General features: G+C 51.1%; 19 protein-coding genes, 2 tRNA genes and 1 rRNA gene. 9 read left to right on the top strand and 13 right to left on the bottom strand.

The features are described from left to right. Window positions 1–19: 19 nt before the first annotated feature. Window positions 20–1,291, bottom strand: a complete 1,272-nt coding sequence (locus ACXAD4_RS03400; protein ID WP_475238700.1) for a DUF2066 domain-containing protein — start codon at window positions 1,289–1,291, stop codon at window positions 20–22. Between the two features lie 293 nt (window positions 1,292–1,584). Here ACXAD4_RS03400 and ACXAD4_RS03395 point away from each other — a divergent pair, with 293 nt between their 5' ends. After that, window positions 1,585–2,838 carry a uracil-xanthine permease family protein gene (locus ACXAD4_RS03395; protein ID WP_475238698.1) on the top strand — a complete coding sequence of 418 codons (1,254 nt, stop codon included), beginning with the start codon at window positions 1,585–1,587 and terminating at the stop codon, window positions 2,836–2,838. Window positions 2,839–2,961: 123 nt separating this feature from the next. Here ACXAD4_RS03395 and upp read toward each other — a convergent pair whose 3' ends face one another. After that, window positions 2,962–3,588 carry a uracil phosphoribosyltransferase gene (upp, locus tag ACXAD4_RS03390; protein WP_044622620.1) on the bottom strand — a complete coding sequence of 209 codons (627 nt, stop codon included), beginning with the start codon at window positions 3,586–3,588 and terminating at the stop codon, window positions 2,962–2,964. A gap of 195 nt (window positions 3,589–3,783) precedes the next feature. On the opposite strand from upp, the gene purM reads away from it, so the two are divergent. Together purM and purN are read left to right on the top strand one after the other, a co-directional pair. After that, the gene (purM, locus tag ACXAD4_RS03385; RefSeq protein ID WP_475238696.1) at window positions 3,784–4,824 is read left to right on the top strand and encodes a phosphoribosylformylglycinamidine cyclo-ligase; all 1,041 of its coding nucleotides are present in this window, start codon (window positions 3,784–3,786) and stop codon (window positions 4,822–4,824) included. A 3-nt stretch (window positions 4,825–4,827) separates the two neighbouring features. Then, window positions 4,828–5,472: a phosphoribosylglycinamide formyltransferase gene (purN, locus tag ACXAD4_RS03380; RefSeq protein WP_475238694.1), complete on the top strand. Its 645-nt coding sequence runs from the start codon at window positions 4,828–4,830 to the stop codon at window positions 5,470–5,472. A gap of 90 nt (window positions 5,473–5,562) precedes the next feature. Here purN and ACXAD4_RS03375 read toward each other — a convergent pair whose 3' ends face one another. The 3 genes from ACXAD4_RS03375 to dauA are packed head-to-tail and all read right to left on the bottom strand — an operon-like array spanning window position 5,563 to window position 8,716. Beyond that, window positions 5,563–6,342 carry a class II glutamine amidotransferase gene (locus tag ACXAD4_RS03375; protein ID WP_475238692.1) on the bottom strand — a complete coding sequence of 260 codons (780 nt, stop codon included), beginning with the start codon at window positions 6,340–6,342 and terminating at the stop codon, window positions 5,563–5,565. 45 nt (window positions 6,343–6,387) lie between these two features. Then, window positions 6,388–6,966 carry a D-sedoheptulose 7-phosphate isomerase gene (gene lpcA / locus ACXAD4_RS03370; protein ID WP_317525309.1) on the bottom strand — a complete coding sequence of 193 codons (579 nt, stop codon included), beginning with the start codon at window positions 6,964–6,966 and terminating at the stop codon, window positions 6,388–6,390. Window positions 6,967–6,997: 31 nt separating this feature from the next. Further along, window positions 6,998–8,716, bottom strand: a complete 1,719-nt coding sequence (dauA, locus tag ACXAD4_RS03365; protein WP_475238689.1) for a C4-dicarboxylic acid transporter DauA — start codon at window positions 8,714–8,716, stop codon at window positions 6,998–7,000. A gap of 487 nt (window positions 8,717–9,203) precedes the next feature. On the opposite strand from dauA, the gene fadE reads away from it, so the two are divergent. Next, window positions 9,204–11,654, top strand: a complete 2,451-nt coding sequence (gene fadE / locus ACXAD4_RS03360; RefSeq protein WP_475238686.1) for an acyl-CoA dehydrogenase FadE — start codon at window positions 9,204–9,206, stop codon at window positions 11,652–11,654. An 80-nt stretch (window positions 11,655–11,734) separates the two neighbouring features. Here the strand turns inward: fadE and ACXAD4_RS03355 are convergent, their stop codons facing one another. Together ACXAD4_RS03355 and dnaQ are read right to left on the bottom strand one after the other, a co-directional pair. Then, window positions 11,735–12,994: a TIGR03503 family protein gene (locus tag ACXAD4_RS03355; protein WP_475242703.1), complete on the bottom strand. Its 1,260-nt coding sequence runs from the start codon at window positions 12,992–12,994 to the stop codon at window positions 11,735–11,737. Between the two features lie 7 nt (window positions 12,995–13,001). Beyond that, a complete protein-coding gene (gene dnaQ, locus ACXAD4_RS03350; RefSeq protein WP_475238684.1) occupies window positions 13,002–13,730 on the bottom strand; it encodes a DNA polymerase III subunit epsilon in 729 nt (242 codons plus the stop codon). A 52-nt stretch (window positions 13,731–13,782) separates the two neighbouring features. Here dnaQ and rnhA point away from each other — a divergent pair, with 52 nt between their 5' ends. Next, window positions 13,783–14,247, top strand: a complete 465-nt coding sequence (gene rnhA, locus ACXAD4_RS03345) for a ribonuclease HI (protein WP_317525304.1) — start codon at window positions 13,783–13,785, stop codon at window positions 14,245–14,247. A 12-nt stretch (window positions 14,248–14,259) separates the two neighbouring features. Here rnhA and ACXAD4_RS03340 read toward each other — a convergent pair whose 3' ends face one another. Then, the gene (locus tag ACXAD4_RS03340) at window positions 14,260–15,003 is read right to left on the bottom strand and encodes a methyltransferase domain-containing protein (RefSeq protein WP_107300981.1); all 744 of its coding nucleotides are present in this window, start codon (window positions 15,001–15,003) and stop codon (window positions 14,260–14,262) included. 54 nt (window positions 15,004–15,057) lie between these two features. Here ACXAD4_RS03340 and gloB point away from each other — a divergent pair, with 54 nt between their 5' ends. The 3 genes from gloB (at window position 15,058) to ACXAD4_RS03325 (ending at window position 18,138) form a co-directional block, all read left to right on the top strand. Next, a complete protein-coding gene (gene gloB / locus ACXAD4_RS03335; RefSeq protein WP_475238682.1) occupies window positions 15,058–15,816 on the top strand; it encodes a hydroxyacylglutathione hydrolase in 759 nt (252 codons plus the stop codon). A 70-nt stretch (window positions 15,817–15,886) separates the two neighbouring features. Beyond that, window positions 15,887–17,452 (top strand): lytic transglycosylase, encoded by a 1,566-nt coding sequence (locus tag ACXAD4_RS03330; RefSeq protein ID WP_475238680.1) that lies wholly within the window; start codon window positions 15,887–15,889, stop codon window positions 17,450–17,452. Then, complete coding sequence (locus ACXAD4_RS03325) at window positions 17,449–18,138, top strand: Yip1 family protein (RefSeq protein WP_475238677.1); 690 nt, start codon at window positions 17,449–17,451, stop codon at window positions 18,136–18,138. Before ACXAD4_RS03330 ends, ACXAD4_RS03325 begins: the two co-directional genes overlap by 4 nt. Here ACXAD4_RS03325 and ACXAD4_RS03320 read toward each other — a convergent pair. Together ACXAD4_RS03320 and ACXAD4_RS03315 are read right to left on the bottom strand one after the other, a co-directional pair. Beyond that, complete coding sequence (locus tag ACXAD4_RS03320; protein ID WP_475238675.1) at window positions 18,125–18,967, bottom strand: endonuclease/exonuclease/phosphatase family protein; 843 nt, start codon at window positions 18,965–18,967, stop codon at window positions 18,125–18,127. The two genes, ACXAD4_RS03325 and ACXAD4_RS03320, sit on opposite strands and share 14 nt — an antisense overlap. 76 nt (window positions 18,968–19,043) lie before the next feature. Then, a complete protein-coding gene (locus tag ACXAD4_RS03315; protein WP_107300976.1) occupies window positions 19,044–19,379 on the bottom strand; it encodes a DUF1904 domain-containing protein in 336 nt (111 codons plus the stop codon). Between the two features lie 201 nt (window positions 19,380–19,580). Between ACXAD4_RS03315 and ACXAD4_RS03310 the strand changes: the two genes are divergently transcribed. Next, a complete protein-coding gene (locus ACXAD4_RS03310; RefSeq protein ID WP_475238673.1) occupies window positions 19,581–19,919 on the top strand; it encodes a hypothetical protein in 339 nt (112 codons plus the stop codon). Between the two features lie 166 nt (window positions 19,920–20,085). Here the strand turns inward: ACXAD4_RS03310 and ACXAD4_RS03305 are convergent. The 3 genes from ACXAD4_RS03305 to rrf form a co-directional block, all read right to left on the bottom strand. Beyond that, a tRNA-Trp gene (locus ACXAD4_RS03305) sits at window positions 20,086–20,162 on the bottom strand. Between the two features lie 36 nt (window positions 20,163–20,198). Continuing rightward, window positions 20,199–20,275, bottom strand: a tRNA-Asp gene (locus ACXAD4_RS03300). Between the two features lie 42 nt (window positions 20,276–20,317). Then, window positions 20,318–20,433 (bottom strand): 5S ribosomal RNA (rrf, locus tag ACXAD4_RS03295). Window positions 20,434–20,485: the final 52 nt, after the last annotated feature.

The raw sequence follows: 20,485 nt of genomic DNA, 5'->3' as shown, positions 1-20,485 counted from the left end.
GAAAACCTTAATAAGCGGCTTACAACGATACAGATGTCGACGCTGAATTCGACCAGCTAAATACCGCCGCCTGCTTGGCAGGCTTAACGTCAACCTGTGTGTTTGTCGCTTGAGGCTCGGTTACCTGCTGCTCACCACCAAGTTGTTCGGTGCCCGAGACATCCACATCGGACGACTCTTCAGTAGCAGGTGCTACCTGGCTGGCCGGAGCCTGCGCTGAGATATCTGTCGCGCGGAGCATGCCTTCAGGCTGTGGCGCTGGTTCAAACGGCTCAACCACTGGCGCAGTTACCGCTGATAGGCGGCTGTCCTGGCTCAACTCACGCTGGAACACATCCTCGGTGCTCAGCAGCTGAACCGTAAACTCCACACGATCGCCCTGGATGCGGTAAGCATTCACTGCTGCCACTGAAGTCAGGTTGGTGATCAAGCGCTCCAAGGTAAAGAAATCTTGCGATGACTGAATATTCTCAACCACGACGGCTAATTGGCCGCTGGCATCACCACCAAGTGGCACTGCATATTTAGCCCCTAGGATGTCTGCCATGCTATCGACCATCTGGCCCACCGTTGTCACCGTTTCACCGCTGTTACGGCCTTCAGATGGAGCAACCTGGTTGCGAGCGAGTTGCTCGACATTGCCGCTATACAACTGCCAGTTTAGCGCAACCTGTTCGCCATCTTGTTTACGGGCGCGAACCACAAGCACTGCTTGCGGTTGATAGCGCTGACTGGCTGTCGCGATAGGCTGAACAAAACCGCCCCAGATATCCGGGGTGCTGATAGCTGTGACATCTTCAAAATCACCAATTGGCATCATCACCGGTACGCCACGACGATCGCCTTCGGCCTGGATAAGCTTTGCCAAATCGTTATTGGACTGATCCCAGATAATATTACGGCTGCGGTTGGCATCTTCCACCAACCACACCAGTACACTCGGGCGCTGTTCGCTCCAAAACGTTGAGTTTGCCTGGGTCAGTAGGTTACGGATACGGCTGCGATCGAACGTCAGCAGCAGAGTGCGCTGGCCATCTCGGTTGGCGTAGCTGAACTGGCTAACGTATTGGTTACTGCTTCCCAGCGCCTTGGCAACAACTTCGTTTTCAACGATGTTGCTCTGCCCCGATACCTTGATCAGAACCTGTTCCAGAGCCTGCTTCCTGGCTGCTTGCTCGGATTGGCGATCCGTATCAGGCAAGGCAACCTGCGCCTGATAAAGATTGGTCACCGTGGCAGCCTTCAACGGCAGGGCCAGCAGTGCCAAGAAAAGTAATGCAATACGCAACATAAGGTACTCGTTATCACTAAAGTTAATGCCCGATCATAAATTGAACATATCTTGCGGGGCAACTGCTTCCCACACAAAAAATTCACTCAATTGTATTTTTCTGTTCCTAACTTTTTATAAGTCTTTGCTATATGACAATAATCAGCGTCAATGTTCTGTCATATTTCATTATGTACATCACAAAATTATGCTGAGATCCCTTTTTGGCAAATTTTGCCGATTAGCCTTAGGTAAACGGTTGCCTCTGTGCTAACATTCCGCGATTTTTTTTACAGACAGGGTGGAAATCAACCATGATGCAGATATTACAGGGTGCCCAAATGCTTTTCGTTGCATTTGGCGCATTGGTTCTGGTACCGCTTCTTACCGGACTGGATCCCAACGTTGCCCTCTTCGGTGCCGGTATCGGTACTCTCCTCTTCCAAGTCATCACCAAACGCTCCGTCCCTATCTTCCTCGCCTCCTCTTTTGCTTTTATTGCCCCTATTATGTATGGCGTACAAACCTGGGGGATCCCTGCGACTATGGGTGGCCTGATGATGGCCGGTGTGATTTACGTGTGCATGGGTGCCATCATCAAGGTACGCGGTGTGGCGATTATTCATAAGCTACTGCCACCGGTTGTTGTTGGCCCGGTGATCATGGTTATTGGCCTTGGTCTGGCACCAGCAGCAGTCAACATGGCACTGGGTAAAACCGGCGACGGAGCGGTGCAGTTGGTCAACGGCGATGCTGCCCTGTGGATTTCAGCGATTTCGCTGTTAGTCACCATCGGCTTCAGTGTTTTTGCCAAGGGCTTTTTCAAGCTGATCCCGATTATGGCGGGTATTGTGGCCGGCTACTCGGTCAGCCTTGGTTTCGGCGTTGTTGATTTCACACCAGTCCAACAGGCAGCTTGGTTGGCACTGCCGAACTTCACTTTCCCTGAGTTCAACATCAACGCCGTGCTGTTCATGATCCCGGTGGCTATTGCCCCAGCGGTAGAGCACGTGGGTGATATGCTGGCTATCTCAAATGTAACCGGTAAAGACTACCTGAAAAAACCAGGTCTGCACCGTACTATGGCCGGTGACGGTGTCGCGACCATGGCAGCTTCAATGTTCGGCGCACCACCAAACACCACTTATTCTGAGGTGACCGGTGCCGTGATGCTGACTAAAGCCTTCAACCCAGTGATCATGACTTGGGCAGCAGTGACTGCATTGGTACTAGCATTTGTTGGTAAGCTGGGCGCCATTCTACAGACCATCCCAGTACCGGTAATGGGCGGTATTATGATCTTGCTATTTGGTTCGATTGCCACGGTTGGCCTCAACACCCTGATCAAAAACCAAGTGGATCTGCACAAGGCGCGTAACCTAGTGATTGTAGCGGTAACACTGGTGTTCGGTATCGGTGGTATGGCTTTCGGTATCGGCGAGTTCAGCCTGCAGGGTGTGAGCCTTTGCGGTATCGTAGCAATTCTGCTGAACCTTATCCTGCCGGATGACCTTGGTGAGAATCACGTGGTGGATAACGCCCAGATGGAAGAAGCTTCCGACAAATAATCCTCAAAAAAACCGGGTATCAACTGCCCGGTTTCTTATCATTTTGAAGCCTTTTCATTACAGGCCAATAAAAAAAGCCGGATAACAATCCGGCTTTTTCACTTTTAGATGCAGCTTCAGTCGTTACTTAGTACCGAAGATTTTGTCACCCGCGTCACCTAGGCCTGGTACGATGTAGCCTTTGTCGTTCAGCTTCTCATCGATAGCGGCAGTGTATAGCTCGACATCTGGGTGTGCTTTCTCAAGTGCGGCAATACCTTCAGGAGCAGCAACCAAAACCAGTACCTTGAACTGCTTACAGCCTTGCTCTTTCAGCAAATCAAGCGTGGCGATCATAGAGCCACCTGTTGCCAGCATTGGGTCAACAACCAGTGCGATACGCTCGTCGATGTTTGATGCCAGTTTGTTGAAGTAAGGAACAGGCTCTAGGGTTTCTTCGTCACGGTAGATACCAACAACACTGATGCGTGCGCTTGGCATGTGCTCAAGAACGCCGTCCATCATGCCTAGGCCAGCACGAAGGATTGGCACAACTGTTACTTTTTTACCTTTGATCTGGTCAATTTCAACTGGACCATTCCAGCCTTCAATGGTAACTTTTTCTGTTTCGAAGTCTGAAGTCGCTTCATACGTCAGCAAGCTGCCTACTTCCGTTGCTAGCTCACGGAAACGTTTCGTGCTGATGTCACCTTCGCGCATAAGACCAATCTTATGTTTTACTAGTGGGTGTTTAACCTCAACGACTTTCATCTCTGACTCCTGGGCAAATAAATTTCAAAAAATCGCACTATTATACACTAGACCATTTACGCTCTGGTAGGGGTGCAGCTGTTATTTGCTCAGGAAACACCCAGTGACAAATATTGACGCAAACGTTTTCCTTTCCGCCCTGACTGCTGTTATCATACCCCCGCTTTTTTACTTTAATACGTTGAGGAAACTCCTGTGAGCGGCAATAACTCTTCTCTTAGCTACAAAGATGCTGGTGTTGATATCGATGCAGGTAATGCATTAGTTGATCGTATTAAAGGGGTGGTAAAACGCACCCACCGTCCTGAAGTGATGGGCGGTATTGGCGGTTTCGGCGCATTGTGCAGCCTACCGACCAAGTACAAAGAGCCAGTTTTGGTATCTGGTACAGACGGTGTTGGAACAAAACTGCGCCTGGCAATGGATCTGAACAAGCACGACACTATCGGTATCGATCTGGTTGCTATGTGTGTCAACGATTTGATCGTACAGGGCGCCGAGCCACTGTTCTTCCTTGATTACTACGCAACAGGCAAGCTGGACGTAGATACGGCTGCTGACGTAGTTGCCGGTATCGGTGAAGGTTGTATCCAGTCTGGCTGTGCACTAATCGGTGGTGAGACTGCTGAAATGCCTGGCATGTACCACGGCGAAGACTACGATGTTGCCGGTTTCTGTGTAGGTGTGGTTGAGAAAGCTGACATCATTGATGGCAGCAAGGTCGCTGAAGGCGACGCGCTTATCGCCGTTGCATCAAGCGGTCCACACTCGAACGGCTTCTCGCTGATCCGCAAAATCCTTGAGGTTTCAAATGCTGACCTTAACCAGGAGCTAGAAGGCAAAGCCCTGTCTGAGCACCTGCTTGAGCCAACTAAAATCTACGTTAAGTCGACCCTTAAGATGATGGAAAGCTGTGATGTTCACGCAATTTCCCACATCACTGGCGGCGGCTTCTGGGAAAATATCCCACGCGTACTGCCAGCAGGTAGCAAAGCAGTCGTTGATGGCAACAGCTGGCAGTGGCCTGCTGTGTTCAACTGGCTACAAGAAGCCGGTAACGTTGATACCTACGAAATGTACCGTACCTTCAACTGTGGTGTAGGCCTGGTGATTGCCCTGCCAAAAGCACAGGCAGAGCAAGCGATCAGCATCCTCAATGCCGAAGGCGAGCAAGCTTGGCTACTTGGCCACATTGCCAATGCCAACGAAGGCGAAGAGCAGGTGGAGATCCTGTAAGCGATGAAGAATATCGTTGTTCTTATCTCAGGCAACGGCTCTAACCTTCAAGCGATGATTGATGCCTGCGAGTCAGGCATCATCAAGGACGCCCGCATCAGTGCGGTATTGTCCAACAAGGCTGACGCTTACGGATTAGAGCGTGCCCGCCAAGCAGGCATAGATGCCCTGCATCTTTCTGCGGCAGACTACGCTGACCGTGCTGCGTTCGACCAGGCCATGGCCGAGTGCATCGACAGCTACCAGCCGGATTTGGTGATCCTGGCCGGCTTCATGCGTATCCTCAGCGGCGATTTTGTTCGCCACTACCAAGGGCGGATGCTCAATGTCCACCCTTCCCTGCTGCCGAAGTATACCGGGCTAAATACCCACCAGCGGGCTATCGACGCCGGTGACGACGAACATGGCACCAGTGTCCATTTCGTCACTGAAGAGCTCGATGGTGGCCCGGTGATCCTCCAGGCCAAAGTGCCAATCTTTGCCGGTGACACTGCCGAAGAAGTAATGGCGCGCGTTCAGGAGCAAGAGCACCGTATCTACCCGATGGTTGCCAACTGGTGTCTGCAAGACCGTGTTGTGATGACCGACGGCAAAGCGGTACTTGATGGTTCGCCACTGCCCCTGTCCGGCTATGCGACCGATGAGTAATCGGCTTTGTTGGCAGGCCATGCAGGCATAAAAAAACGCGACATAACGTCGCGTTTTTTATTTGTCTATTTCGATGCTACATCTTAGATATTACACAGTCCGATTGAAGACCTGCTCGCCGAAATGGAAAACATTGAACTCCCCGACTTCCATCTTGTGCCAGCTTTCGTCATTGGTCAGCGGCTGGGTGGCAATAACCGTCACGACATCGTTCGGTGTCGTTTCTTCATGGAAATCAATCGTCACATCTTCATCAATCAAAGACGCCTTGCCAAACGGTGCCCGACGGGTGATCCAATGGAGGTTATTAGTACAGTAGGTTAGTACGTACTCACCATTGCTAAGCAGCATGTTATATACACCCAGCTCACGAAGCGTGTCACAACTTTCCGCCAGCAAGCGATATACCGCCTCCCAGTCATCCGGTGTATCCGGGAACCTGTCATCCAGCTGCTTGAGCAGCCAGCAAAAAGCAATTTCGCTGTCGGTATCACCCACCGCCTTGAATCGCCCGGTATCGAGCTTATCGTAACCCGTCAACTGACCATTGTGGGCAAAGGTCCAGTATTGCCCCCATAGCTCACGGGTAAACGGGTGGGTATTTTCCAAGCTCACCCCACCACGGTTTGCCTGTCTGATATGGCTGACCACCGCACAGCTCTTGATCGGGTATTCCTGTACCAACTCTGCAATACGTGATTTACAGCTCGGGTTCGGATCCTTGAAGGTCCTAAACCCTTTACCTTCGTAAAAGGTGATCCCCCAGCCGTCACGATGTGGACCGGTATTACCACCTCGCTGCATCAAGCCGGTGAAGCTAAAGCATATATCTGTTGGCACATTGGCGCTCATGCCAAGTAATTCACACATAGTCCTTTATGCCCTTCCTCTGTTGCACCAGTCATCGAGACTGGATTATTCCGCCATTTCTTTTTCGATAAGCATAATCAAGATATGGATGATCTTGATATGTACTTCCTGGATACGGTCCGCATAGCCGAAATGCGGCACACGAATTTCCACATCTGCCAAGCCTGCCATCTTGCCGCCGTCTTTACCAGTTAAGGCGATCACTTTCATCCCCTTGGCCTTGGCTGCATCGATAGCTTTCAGGATATTACCGGAATTACCCGATGTCGATAGGCCGAACAGGACATCGCCCTTCGCACCGACCGCTTCTAGATAGCGGGAAAATACCGACTCGTAACCGAAGTCATTGCTCACACAAGATAAGTGACTCGGATCTGAAATCGCGATCCCAGGATAACCCGGACGGTTTTCGCGGTAACGTCCTGTTAGCTCTTCGGCAAAGTGCATCGCATCACAGTGAGATCCACCGTTACCACAAGACAACACCTTGCCACCTTGCTTAAACGACTCGGCCAGAAGTTTGGCAGCTGCTTCGATATCAGCAATATTCTTGTCATCGCTTAAAAAACGGTTGAGGACTTCTGCCGCTTCCGTCAACTCGGCGCGGATGGTGTCTTGATACATAGGACCTTCTCTGTCTTATCAAAAATTATTATCAACTAGCAGTGTACAAAGAAACGCTTGGAAGTGTCGACTCCTTAGATTGAACATTGTGAGTCTTTATCGCCAAATGTTCACGTAATGACTCGGCAGAGCCACAACAAGCGACGTTATCCACTGTCAGAAGACCGGCTGCTGCCAGCTTTTTCTCGATATGCGCAGCTACCCCAAGCAGGTAAACCGGGTACTCACGGATCCGATCAATGGCGTTTTCCAGTGCATTAATTGCGGTAATATCAATGGTGGTGACATCAGTGAAATCCAATACCACGGCCTGGGTCTCCGGTGCCGTGTAGTCAATCACCGACAGAGCTTTTTCGCTGGCGGCAAAAAACAGCGGGCCATTGATGTCATAAACCACCACATCGTCACCGAAATTCTGGTGCGGGTGTCCGCCTGCCACTTTGTCGACAGTGGTCAGTGAAGCAATGCGCTGGATAAACAGAACCCCAGCCAGAAGCAGCCCAACGACAACGGCCACCACCATGTCGAATACAACAGTCAAGGTAAAGCAGGTCAGCAATACAGCCACATCCCTGCGCGGCGCTACTTTCAGGGTGTGCACAAAGTGCGGTGCCTCAGACATATTCCACGCCACCATGATCAGCAGGCCTGCCAGCGCACTCATAGGGACATAAGAGAGCATCGGAGCCAAAGCGATCATCGCAGCCAGCACAAACAAGGCATGGACAATGGCAGAGAGTGGCGAGAATGCACCAGCCCTAATATTGGTTGCGGTACGGGCAATGGCGGCAGTTGCTGGGATCCCGCCAAAGAACGGGACAACAATATTAGCTAGGCCTTGGCCGACCAACTCGGCATTGGGGTTGTGCTTAGTCCCGGTCATGCCATCAGCCACCACCGCACACAGCAAGGATTCGATACAACCGAGCATGGCTATGGTAAATGCCGCTGGCAGCAGCTCAATCACCAGATCCCATGAAAAATGACCATCCTGCCATGGCATCACCAGCTGTGGTAACACCTGCGGGATCCCCTGACCAACCAAGTCACCAATTTGATAATGGAATTTCTCGCCTAGCAGGCCAACATGGCTTCCGCCCATTTGGTTGACAAACAAGGCCACTAGCGTACCCGCCAACAGGGCAACAACGTGGGCCGGTATTTTAGTTTTCAGCTTGGCCCACAGAATAAAGACAGCAATGGTCACCAGGCCCACCAGCGCGTCAGCCATGTTCAGCGTCGGCATCGCACTGGCATAAGCCACAACTTTTTCCGGGAAATGGATAGGGTTGGTTGCCACGCTGAGGCCAAGCAAATCTTTTAACTGCAAGAAAGCAATCGTCAAACCAATACCTGCGGTGAAGCCGGTTGTCACTGGATACGGAACATAAGCCACCAGCTGGCCGAGACGCAAAACGCCCATGAGCAGCAGAATTACCCCGGACATCATGGTTGCCAGCATCAAGCCAGAAAGCCCGTATTGCTGGGTGATAGGCAAAAGGATCACCACAAACGCCGCTGTCGGACCGGTGATATTAAAACGGGAGCCACCCAGTAATGCAGCCAACAGGCCAGCCACGATAACGGTATACAAGCCATGTTGAGGTGGTACGCCAACCGCTATCGCCAATGCCATACCCAAGGGAATCGCCACCACACCGACGGTGACACCAGAAACAATATCGGACCGTAATGACGAAAGGGAGAAACCTTCCCGCCAAGCCTGTCTAAACGCATCAAATAACAACACGGAAAACCCCTTCCAAACGGGAACGACGAAAGCCCACGCGGCTTGTTACCGTTTGGTGAAATGAAAATGAAGAATTGTAAGTAGCTGTCATCCCGAGAATGGGATCCGGCGGGCAACTGTCAGTCGGAGTTCGGGAAAGGCAACAATGAGAAAAGGCTACTTTGCGTCGCCTCGTTCACTCCCTGAAAATTCACGAAAATGCCGGCTTCGATGCCGAGATCCTAGTAATACGTGAACTATGTCACGGGATCTTAATTGTATGAGGAATTAACGCAAGTACTTTTTTCCTTCCCGCTGATCTCGATCAATCCCTTATTTTACAAGCGGTGACAAGACATCTTTACGTAACCGCACATTTTCAGAACGGAAAATTATTTTACATTTCATTAAAAACAACATTACACTTATCACAAGTGGTTAGACCTCTTACCTTGCATAAAATGTACCCAAAATATAATAAAGCAACGCCCAAATAAGGAGATTGAAAATGGTTACACTCGTGTACCTACTGGGGCTGATTGGTATAACCGGTGTGCTGGCTTACCACCGGGCAAACCTGCGCACCTTCACCCTGGCTATTGCTGCGGCACTGGCTGCGGGCACCTTACTTGATATTACTGGCCAGTTCAGCTGGCTGGCTTTCCTTGCTATTGCTATACCGCTAAACATTACTTCCCTACGCCGCTCGCTATTGAGCCGACGTGCGCTCGAGGCATTCAAGAAAGTCATGCCTGAAATGTCGCGTACCGAGAAAGAAGCGATCGATGCCGGTACGGTATGGTGGGAAGCAGACTTGTTCCGTGGCGCGCCAGACTGGAACAAGCTGCACGATATCCCTGCCCCGCGCCTGAGCCCTGAGGAAAAAGCCTTCCTTGACGGCCCGGTCAACGAAGTGTGCCGTATGGTCAATGACTTCCAAGTCACCCATGAGCTAGCCGACTTGCCACCGGAAGTCTGGCAGTACCTAAAAGATCACAAATTCTTCGCGATGATCATCAAAAAAGAATATGGTGGCCTTGAATTTTCGGCCTATGCCCAGTCACTGGTGTTGCAAAAGCTGACCGGTGTTTCTGCCGTATTATCCTCAACGGTCGGTGTACCCAACTCACTAGGTCCAGGTGAGTTACTGCAGCACTACGGCACCAAAGATCAAAAAGACCATTACCTACCTCGCCTTGCCGAAGGTAAAGAAATCCCTTGTTTTGCCCTAACCAGCCCTGAAGCAGGCTCCGATGCTGGCTCGATCCCTGATTTTGGTATCGTCAAGAAAGGGACCTGGCAAGGAGAAGAAGTGCTAGGTATGGAGCTGACCTGGAACAAGCGCTATATCACCCTGGCGCCAGTTGCTACGGTCTTGGGTCTAGCGTTCAAGTTGTTCGACCCCGACCATCTCCTTGGTGACGAGGAAGAGCTGGGTATCACCTGTGCCCTGATCCCAACCGATATTGACGGTGTCGATATTGGTCGCCGTCACTTCCCGCTCAATATCCCGTTCCAGAATGGCCCGACCCAAGGCGATAAAGTCTTTGTCCCTATCGAGTTCATCATTGGTGGCCAGGAAATGGCTGGCCAAGGCTGGCGTATGCTGGTTGAGTGTTTATCTGTCGGCCGTGGTATCACCCTGCCTTCCAACTCAACCGGTGGTTTGAAAACCGCGGCGATGGCAACCGGTGCCTATGCCCGTATCCGCCGCCAGTTCAAACTGCCCATTGGTAAGATGGAAGGTATCGAAGAGCCATTGGCCCGTATCACAGGTAACGCCTATGTCATGGATGCTGCCAGCAACTTTACAGTTGCCGGTATCGACCTTGGCGAAAAGCCGTCGGTAATTTCGGCGATTGTAAAATATCACTGTACCCACCGTGGCCAGCGCAGTGTTATCGATGCCATGGATATTGTCGGCGGTAAAGGGATCTGTATGGGACCGAGTAACTTCCTCGCTCGAGGTTACCAAGGTGCACCGATTGCAGTCACTGTAGAAGGGGCTAACATCCTAACCCGTTCAATGATCATCTTTGGCCAGGGGGCAATCCGCTGCCATCCTTATGTGCTTAATGAAATCAACGCGGCTTACGACGAGGATGCCGAAAAAGCCCTGCAGGAGTTTGATAAATCGCTGTTCGGCCATGTCGGCTTTGTGATCAGCAATATGGTTCGTTCATTCTGGTTCGGCCTCACTGACGGCCGTGGCTCGGCAGCACCGAGAAAAGATCAAACCACCCGCTACTACCAGCAACTCAACCGCTACAGCGCCAACTTAGCCCTACTGGCTGACATTTCAATGGCGGTATTGGGTGGCTCACTCAAACGCAAAGAGCGTCTGTCGGCCCGTCTGGGTGATGTGTTGAGCCAACTTTATTTGGCCTCGGCAACCCTCAAGCGCTATACCGATGAAGGCGCGAAAGCCGAAGATCTACCATTGGTACACTGGGGGCTGCAAGATGCACTCTACCAGACCCAGGAAGCCTTGGATGAGTTCCTGCGTAACTTCCCGAACCGTCCGGTTGCGGCACTGCTTCGTACCATGGTGTTCCCACTAGGTCTGGGCCGTGTTCGCCCATCCGATAAATTGGATCACAAAGTGGCAAGGATCATTCAAACTCCAAGTGAAACCCGCAGCCGTATTGGTCGCAACCAATACCTCGAGGCAACAGCCAACAATGCCGTAGGTATGATCGAAGCAACATTGAGCGATATTCTTGCCGCCGAACCGATCTACGACCGAGTCTGCAAAGCGGCTGGTAAGAAAATGCCGTTCATGCAACTCGACAAAGTGGCCGAGAAAGGGCTTGAGCTCAACGTCATCAACCCTGAGGAAGCCGAGCTGCTCTGCCGTGCCGAAGAAGGTCGACTACGCACTATTAACGTCGATGACTTCGACCCGCAAGAGCTTGCAGCCAAACCTTACCAACCGACACCTAAGGAAATCGCGGCTTAATCCATACCAAACGAAACAAAAGCAAAAGGGAAGCCATATCGGCTTCCCTTCTTTATTTGTCTCAATCGATAAGCTACATATTAGCTACCGGGTACACTAAGCTCAGCACTTTCCATTGCTTTCTTCACTTTGCGCTTGCGCCATAGCACAGCACCGACAACCACCAGCACAATCACCAACACATTGGCCAAGGCTATAATTTTCATCGCCTTGGAGCGGGCGGCCTGGCGTTCGGCTTCGAGTCTGGCAAACTCTGCCTGACGCTCTTTCGCCTCTTGCTGCTCACGGAAGGCATTGAGATTACGATCCAGCTGCAGTTCTGCCTGAACAGCAAAATGGCTTTCAGGGAGTTGGAAAATCAACTCGCGGTCACTGAAGCTATCGGTGGCATATAGCCAGCCAGACCATGTATAGCGCCCCGCTAATTCACCATTTGGCAACCATACCGTTAGCCTTTCCTCATCAGGCAAAGCCGCTTGCTGGCTGATGGTGGTTTCACCTTCAAAACTCACTTGCTCAATATGGGCCGCCAAGGAGCCGGTCTTCAATGCCCCTTCTTCGCCGGTAATGACGACTTGGTGAGCTTCTTGGTGGCCTCGACCTTGGATAAAGCTGGCATTAATCGGTGGTGGGTAGACCAACACTTCCTGCTCGACCGTGCGCAAGAAGATGCCATTGCTGGAGCTGACTTTGACCGTATATTTACCCGGCTGCAGTTCAACAGGGAGCGCCACCGTAAACTCTCCGTCACCGGCTACCTCATCAAAACCCAAACCATCATCGGCAAAGGTTCCCATAGGAATAGGCATCGGCAAGGCTTCTTTAGGGAGTTCATCGGGGTTTTCGATATATTCGAAAAACACCACGGATAGACTGATGCGGTCGAGAAAATCGCGCATCTGCAGCGGCTGGCCGTTTTGGGTCAGGCGGGCAGTAAATTTGATGGTTTCCGACTGGTAGAGTCTTGCCGGTAGGTTATCGACATCCAGCTTCAAATCAGACAGTACAGTAATTTGGTTTTTCGGACTTACCTTACCGACGGCCTGCCACGGTCCGGGCATCGGGTTCTCGATAGAGATGATATCCATCCCCGGCTCTTCGTACCAAGAGACATTATCAGGATGACGCCAGGCATAATATTTTTGGCCATCGGGACGAACCAACACCACAGAATTACTCTTCTGGTCACGCTTGACCATAAAAGAGACCTGCTGCACCGTCGGATCAACCCGGAAGCGATTATCCAGCCAAGACATCACCGTACTGTCATCAGCCCACGAATGTAGAGGCCATAACAACAGCTGCGGCCATACCAGCAATAGCAACCATAATCGCTTCATCATACCCTTATTGACGCCACATCACGTCGCCCTTCTTGTCGATAATATCCAAACGCGCTTCATGCGCTTGTATTTCATCGGCAGAAGCCCGGATAACCTTTAGCGCTTTTCGCCCCGAAGCCAGACGTCGGATTGCATTTTCTGCACCAGCATCACTTTCTTCACTGCCACTGCTAAGGGCGAGGGATGTCTGGCCACCTGTCATCATCAGGTACACATCGGCCAGGATCTCGGCATCGAGCAATGCTCCGTGGAGGGTACGATGTGAGTTATCGATACCGTAACGAGAACAGAGCACATCGAGGTTATTACGCTTACCCGGGAACAGGCGTTTGGCCATTTCCAGGGTATCGGTCACCTTGCAGAAATCTGTCGTCTTGCCTATTGACGGATCCAGCTTGCCGAACTCATAGTCCATAAAGCCGATATCGAAGGGCGCGTTGTGGGCCACCAGCTCGGCCCCCTGGATGAAGTCCATAAACTCCTGGTGCACTTCACCATAGGTCGGTTTATCCAGCAAGAACTCGTCGGTAATACCGTGGACATCAATCGCCTCAGCATCGATTTCGCGATCCGGCTTGATATAGACGTGGAAAGTATTACCCGTCAGCTTACGGTTGATGATTTCCACGGCACCGATCTCGACAATACAGTGACCTTCATAGTGAGGACCGGTCATATTCATACCGGTTGTCTCAGTATCGAATACGATTATGCGTTCATTAGTGGCTTTCATAGTAACGATTGTGTCAGACTAAAGTTTTTAACTAAGACGAATACTACCAAATATGACGAAGCAGGTAGAAATTTTCACGGACGGTTCTTGTCTCGGCAACCCGGGACCAGGCGGCTATGGTACCGTGTTACGCTATAAACAGCATGAAAAAGAACTCAGCGAAGGTTTTTTCATGACCACCAACAACCGTATGGAGCTTCTGGCTGCGATTGTCGGTTTGGCGAGCCTGAAAGAACCATGTCAGGTAGATCTCACCACTGATAGCCAATATGTCCGCCAGGGGATCACCCAGTGGATCCACAACTGGAAAAAGCGTGGTTGGAAAACGGCCGACAAAAAGCCGGTTAAAAATGCAGACCTTTGGCAGCGTCTCGATAACGAAACCCAGCGCCACCAAGTCAACTGGCACTGGGTCAAAGGCCATGCCGGCCATCCTGAAAACGAACGCTGTGATGAACTTGCCCGAACGGCCGCCGAGTCACCGGAAAAAGACGACACCGGCTATCAAGCTAGCTAATCCTATTGAGATTTAGCACTTCTGCTTGCGGGATGCCTTGGTGCGGCAGTTCATGCCTAACGGTGCCAACTGCCGCCTCAATTTCCACGTCGGTTTGATTGGTTTGAGAGGTACTGTGCGCTTCCTCGCGACAATCAGGTACATGCTGCCCACTGACGATAAGCTATCCGACACCATTCCCTCTACCCAAGCAGAGCACGCCTGGTGACGGGTGGCAGGCAATATCGCAAAGTTCTCATGGAACACCACTTCGTAGTTGAGCACGCCGAGCCAGTCTTTCACCCGCATCGGCATGAACATCCGCCCTTTCCACGGAAATCGCTTACGGTTCCACGGCAACAACCCCCGCATTCCCAAGGCACTGACTGGGTTATTACCGCTGATCAGAATATAGCCGTCATCAACAATCACCCGATCCACCTCCCGCAGCAGGCGGTGAGGATCACTGCAATAATCTAATTGATGGGCAATCACACAGGCATCGAAGGCTTTCTCGACAAACGGCAAGGCAAAGGGATCAGCCACAACATTATGCAGAGGGTTGAACTTATCAATGCAAATCTGATGCTGGATGTTACAATGGCCACTGGCCAATTCGCAGCTTAGCCCACCCAGCTTCAGCATATGGTAGCCAAACAGTTTGGGCCACCACTCATCAAGCTGGGCTTGCAGTAGCTCTGCTGCCCATTCACCATTGACCACTTGTGACCAGGTGTGCGGTGGTTCGATATGTTTTAATATGCGGGCTGGCTTCATAGCAATTCCAAACTAAGTCGATGCTCAATAGCAAAAAAAGCCGGAGAAACAAAGATGCTGACCATTAAAAGCATACCTGCATTCAATGACAATTACATCTGGCTGATTCACAGTCCGGATAACCACTGTGTAGTGGTCGATCCCGGTGATGCCACTCCGGTACTGGCGTTCCTAGAGCAAGAGCAGCTGGAGCTTGATGCCATCTTGATCACCCATCACCATCATGACCATATTGGTGGGATCAGCGAACTCAAACGCCGTTACCCGAATATCCATATTGTCGCGCCTTCTGCCGAGCCTATCCCAGGCGTCTCCCAATCGGTCGACGATGGTGATCAGGTTGAAATCTTTGGCGAACGCTTCATGGTGCTCGGTGTGCCGGGCCATACTGCAGGGCACGTCGCCTACGTCGGTGACGGCAAGCTTTTCTGCGGCGATACCCTGTTCTCTGCCGGCTGTGGCCGTTTGTTCGAAGGCACTGCAGACCAAATGTTCCACTCGCTGCAAAAGCTGAGTGCCCTACCAGACGAAACCGAAGTGTACTGCGCCCACGAATACACCAGTAGCAACCTCGCCTTTGCCCTTGTTGCTGAACAAGATAACCCGCACCTACAACGTTACCGCGAAGAAGTCAGCAGGATGCGTGCGCAAGGGATCAGCACCATTCCTAGCACTTTGAAACAAGAAAAATTGATCAATCCGTTCCTGCGCTGTGACCAGCCTAGTATTAAAAAATCAGTGGCAAATAAAGCAGTTAACGATAGTGATGTAGAGACCTTTGCTGCCCTGCGCCGTTGGAAAGACGAATTTTGACCTGTGTCACTTGTAACTAAGGTGGTTGGACAAGTATTATCTTCAACTATTTTGGCTATAGGCTGGACACATGAAAACCCGATTTTTTTTGGCGAGTGCGCTACTTCTGGCTGGTTGCCAAATTACAAATACGACAAATACAGTAGAAGAAGAAACAAACACAACTAATAATGACCCTGCGGCCCAAGTTGCTCCAGTAGCAACAACAAAAACAACACCTAAGCCGCAGGTCGTTGTACCGAAGAAAATTCCAACCCCTCAAGAGCAACAAGATGTGTGGGAACGCATCAGCATGCAATTGAGGGCGGATATCCCCAATGACCAACGCGTCATCCACTACCGTGACTGGTACCTCCGTCACCCAAGCCACCTCAATACCGTTGCCCAGCGTGCCGAACCTTTCCTCTATATGATCACCGAGGAAATCGAGAAGCGCGACCTCCCGCTTGAGCTTGCCCTGCTACCGATTGTAGAAAGCTCTTTCGATCAGTTTGCCTACTCCCACGGCCGAGCTGCAGGTTTATGGCAAATCACTGCACCAACAGGCCGTAGCTTTGGCCTTGAGCAGAACTGGTGGTATGACGGTCGTCGTGACGTAGTGGAATCGACCCGTGCCGCACTGGATCTACTGGAGTACCTCAACCGCAAGTTTGACGGTAACTGGCTCCACGCCCTTGCCGCCTACAACACCGGTGAAGGCCGCGTCTTCCGTGCGATCCGCAATAATAGAGCGGCAGGCAAACCGACTGACTTCTGGTCGCTCGATCTGCCACGCGAAACTAGCGATTACGTTCCAAAGCTACTTGCTGTTTCTGACGTGATCCAAAACCGTGATAAATACGGCATCAGCATTCCCGCGATCGACAACGAGCCAGCAGTGAAACTGGTTAAGCCAAAAACCCAAATGGATCTGGCCATGGCGGCAAAGTTTGCCAATGTTTCTCTGGATGAAATCCAGCGCCTGAACCCTGGCTACAACCGCTGGGCGACCGCACCGGAAGGCCCGAGCCACTTACTATTGCCGGTCAGCAAGGTCGACAAGTTCAATGCAGCCTTTGCAGAGAATGGTCGCCGTGGCATGAAAGTGATCCGCTACGAGGTTAAACCGGGCGATACACTGAGTGTGCTGGCCCGCAAGCACAAGACCACGACCAAGCAGATCCAGCGTGCCAATAACATGAACGGCACCAATATCCGCGTAGGCCGCCACATCCTGATCCCGGTTGCAATGCAAGATGGCGAGACTGTTGCTGCCCGCATGGCTAACAACACTCAGCAAAGCCACGGCAGCGGCTACCGTACAACCTATACTGTCAAATCCGGCGATAGCCTTTGGACCATTGCCCGCCAGCAAAAAGTGTCTATTGACCAAATCACCCGATGGAACGGGATCAGCAAGAACTCGCCGCTTCGCGTTGGCCAGAAGCTGACTCTTTGGAAGTCGAGTGAGACTGGAGGCGTGATCCGCACGGTTTACTACAAGGTTCGCTCTGGCGACAACCTGAGTACCATTGCCCAGCGCTACAAGGTAAAAGTTGCCGATGTAGTGAAGTGGAACCAAATCAGTGGCCAGAAGTACCTTAAGCCGGGACAGCAATTAAAGCTTTATGTTGATGTTACCAAGGTAAGTGTATGACGCCTTCCAAAAACCCGTTTGTTGCGGTTCTCGATACCTTCCGCTCACCGATTGACTGCTTTGCAGCCGTCCATGAACGCCCTAAATGGGCGTTCCTTCCCTACTTGTTGATCATTGTTGGTCCGTTCTTTTTCTGGGGGGGCTACTTCAACCATGTCGACATGGATTGGTTGCAGCAAACCTTGATGATGCAACTGCCGAACGTCGAGCAACAGGTACAAGAAGCTTGGTTAACCAAGGAAGTGCTGTTAGCCGGTGAGGTGTTCAGTGATTTCTTTGGCCGGACGGCCGCGATCTTTATTTTGGCGCTATGGTTGAACCTTGCCACCAAGAGCAATAGCTACAAGCACAGCTTTGGAAAATGGTTGGCTGCAGCATGCTTCATCATGCTGCCAGCGATCATCGGAGACTTTGCCAGCTACCTGAATGCGGTGTTCAATACCACCAACTTCTTGCCTAATGCCGCCGATCTCAACAGCCTCAATGGCTTTTTGAAGCTCCCGCTCAACCACCCTTGGTCGGCATTTGCGACTACGGCACCTCTGCTGGCCCCTTGGTATATCGCCCTGAGCTATGCTGCGGTTGCCGCGTGGACAGACTATGACCGCGCCAAATGTATCATTGTCGCGGCCCTACCTTGGCTGCTGACACTGATCGTCTGGCCGATTATGATTATTGCAGCCTAAAGTTGGCAATGATCGGGTTATGATCAGAGGCATCGGTTGACGGTGCCTCTGCGCTTACCAAGTCTAGCCCCCGGTAATACAGATGATCGAGCGGCTTGCCAAACACCTTCACCCTTTGGTCTCGACGCAAGACCGCATCTTCAAGGCCCAAGCTACGGGCAAACTCATCGACCACGTCCAATCTTGCCTGGCGCCAGGTATTAAAATCACCGGCCAAGATCACCGGGCCGATATGCTTGTCCAATACCCGCTTTAGCGTTCTAAATTGCTCCTTGTACTCCTCCAGGCCCAAGGCAAAGTTAACACCATGCAGGTTAACCACCGCCAGCGTCTGGCCATTTGAAAGCACAAATTCAGACAACAAAGCCGATTTTGGCAGGCGCAGCCAAGGCTCCATTGCTAGGTAAGCACAAGTCGTCTTGGCGTTCACCGAGGACAAGTTCATCACACCAGCAGGAGTATTGAGAAACTTGAAGGCATTAGCCATTCTGACTTTCCACTGGGTATCGTCCAGGTAATCTTTCAGCTCAGTGGTCAAGCTCGCTTCTTGGAGCAATACCAACCCGCTATTTTGGCTGAACCTTTCCAGTTCACTGCGCCAGTTGTCCTTTTGTTGCTTGTAGATATTCCACACCGAAACCGAAAACGAACCATCGTTATCCAACGGCATGGCCACATCGCTTTTTATACAGTTGAACGAGAACTGTGGTGCCAACACATTGGCACTGACCTCAGGTACTTCAGACACATCAAACGACACGCCCGTACTGATCCCCAACGCTCCTGCGACAACCCCCAATCCTGCTACAACCTTGGTATAACGCGACATCTAACCTACCCAACCAACAACTGACTTAAAACAAGCTACCACAGTAAGGAAAGCGGCCTATTGGCCGCTTTGAGTATCAGTAATGACTACCGTTGTCATAATATGCTGACGGCGTCAGCGCTGAGAATATTACCGCAACATCCTGTTCTGGTTCCTCAAGTTCAGCACGCACAGCCTTGGTGATAAGCTCAGCAACCTGATCCTGAACCTCCTGGCCACGATCAAACCACAGCACTTCCACAAACGGGTATGCATCAGATACCTCACCATCGAAAATGAAAGTGGTTGAGATATGCTCAAGGGTAAAGTCTTCACGAGGACAAGCCATTAGCGGCTGCAGATCGTCAACCAGTTTGGTCGACAACGCTTTCACATGATCAAATTCAACGGCTCTGAAACGCAGGTGCGGCATGGTAACTCCAATTTTGCTTAACCTGGAAAAGCCACAAGATACCATCTAACACATCTTTTTCGCAGCTATTTTTGTCAATTTCGGGTCAAACACTGTACACAACCCACCTCATTCAAAGTGTTTCACATTCCAAATCAAGTGATATTTTGCTACCATCAAACACGAATAAAACACCGTTCAATTTAAAGATCCAGCAATACTATGTTTAAGAAAATACTGCCCTTACTGGCACTCAGCCTTGTTGTAACCACACAAACCCATGCGGCAAGCAATAATACAGATCAGCGAATCAAAGAGCTGGAATACCAAATTCGCTTGCTGACCCAACGTGTAGATAGCCTTGAAAGGGAGCTTGATCACAAACAAGATTACGATCGCCATGACCGAATGTACCAATGCAAAATGAGCATCTTTGGCGAAACATATAAAGGCCGTTCATCCAGCCGGGGGAAGGCAATTGCTAAGGTCGTCAACCAGTGCATCAGCGATCATGATGAGATGTTCTGCCGCCCAGAAGCCGTTAGCTGTAAAAACTATTGATTCATAATACGCCCTCACTTGAGGGCGTTTTTTATTAAAAAGCAACAGATTTAAAAAAACCAACCTTTAGACGGGGACGCCTAGTCTGAGGCTATTACGCAGTAACACAAACTTAAATTTGGCACATACAAAAAAGGCTCCAGCATTTCTGCTAGAGCCTTAAAGATGGCAGGGGTGGAGAGATTCGAACTCCCAACACGCGGATTTGGAATCCGCTGCTCTGCCAATTGGAGCTACACCCCTGTAGTTATTTTAAAGACTTAACTTTGTCTGAATAAGTGGCGGAGCGGACGGGACTCGAACCCGCGACCCCCGGCGTGACAGGCCGGTATTCTAACCAACTGAACTACCGCTCCACTCAAATCACCGCACGTTCACTGCGATAATCTAAATTGGAAGCCTGGCGATGTCCTACTCTCACATGGGGAGGCCCCACACTACCATCGGCGCTATTACGTTTCACTACTGAGTTCGGCATGGGATCAGGTGGGTCCATAATGCTATGGTCGCCAAGCAAATTCGTTACAATCTAAAAAGCTGATGTTCTCGACACTCATCCAAGTGTT

It is taken from the genome of Photobacterium sp. AWH4_225, from assembly GCF_056158405.1.
The sequence above is the reverse complement of the archived record's forward strand: the minus strand, read 5'-3'. Positions and strand labels throughout refer to the sequence as shown.

Excerpts from the sequence above, each read along its gene's own strand:
- ACXAD4_RS03400 (WP_475238700.1), bottom strand. The coding sequence starts at position 1,291 with ATGTTGCGTATTGCATTACTTTTCTTGGCACTGCTGGCCCTGCCGTTG.
- ACXAD4_RS03395 (WP_475238698.1), top strand. The coding sequence starts at position 1,585 with ATGATGCAGATATTACAGGGTGCCCAAATGCTTTTCGTTGCATTTGGC.
- upp (WP_044622620.1), bottom strand. The coding sequence starts at position 3,588 with ATGAAAGTCGTTGAGGTTAAACACCCACTAGTAAAACATAAGATTGGT.
- purN (WP_475238694.1), top strand. The coding sequence starts at position 4,828 with ATGAAGAATATCGTTGTTCTTATCTCAGGCAACGGCTCTAACCTTCAA.
- ACXAD4_RS03375 (WP_475238692.1), bottom strand. The coding sequence starts at position 6,342 with ATGTGTGAATTACTTGGCATGAGCGCCAATGTGCCAACAGATATATGC.
- lpcA (WP_317525309.1), bottom strand. The coding sequence starts at position 6,966 with ATGTATCAAGACACCATCCGCGCCGAGTTGACGGAAGCGGCAGAAGTC.
- fadE (WP_475238686.1), top strand. The coding sequence starts at position 9,204 with ATGGTTACACTCGTGTACCTACTGGGGCTGATTGGTATAACCGGTGTG.
- ACXAD4_RS03355 (WP_475242703.1), bottom strand. The coding sequence starts at position 12,994 with ATGAAGCGATTATGGTTGCTATTGCTGGTATGGCCGCAGCTGTTGTTA.
- dnaQ (WP_475238684.1), bottom strand. The coding sequence starts at position 13,730 with ATGAAAGCCACTAATGAACGCATAATCGTATTCGATACTGAGACAACC.
- rnhA (WP_317525304.1), top strand. The coding sequence starts at position 13,783 with ATGACGAAGCAGGTAGAAATTTTCACGGACGGTTCTTGTCTCGGCAAC.
- ACXAD4_RS03340 (WP_107300981.1), bottom strand. The coding sequence starts at position 15,003 with ATGAAGCCAGCCCGCATATTAAAACATATCGAACCACCGCACACCTGG.
- gloB (WP_475238682.1), top strand. The coding sequence starts at position 15,058 with ATGCTGACCATTAAAAGCATACCTGCATTCAATGACAATTACATCTGG.
- ACXAD4_RS03330 (WP_475238680.1), top strand. The coding sequence starts at position 15,887 with ATGAAAACCCGATTTTTTTTGGCGAGTGCGCTACTTCTGGCTGGTTGC.
- ACXAD4_RS03325 (WP_475238677.1), top strand. The coding sequence starts at position 17,449 with ATGACGCCTTCCAAAAACCCGTTTGTTGCGGTTCTCGATACCTTCCGC.
- ACXAD4_RS03320 (WP_475238675.1), bottom strand. The coding sequence starts at position 18,967 with ATGTCGCGTTATACCAAGGTTGTAGCAGGATTGGGGGTTGTCGCAGGA.
- ACXAD4_RS03315 (WP_107300976.1), bottom strand. The coding sequence starts at position 19,379 with ATGCCGCACCTGCGTTTCAGAGCCGTTGAATTTGATCATGTGAAAGCG.
- ACXAD4_RS03310 (WP_475238673.1), top strand. The coding sequence starts at position 19,581 with ATGTTTAAGAAAATACTGCCCTTACTGGCACTCAGCCTTGTTGTAACC.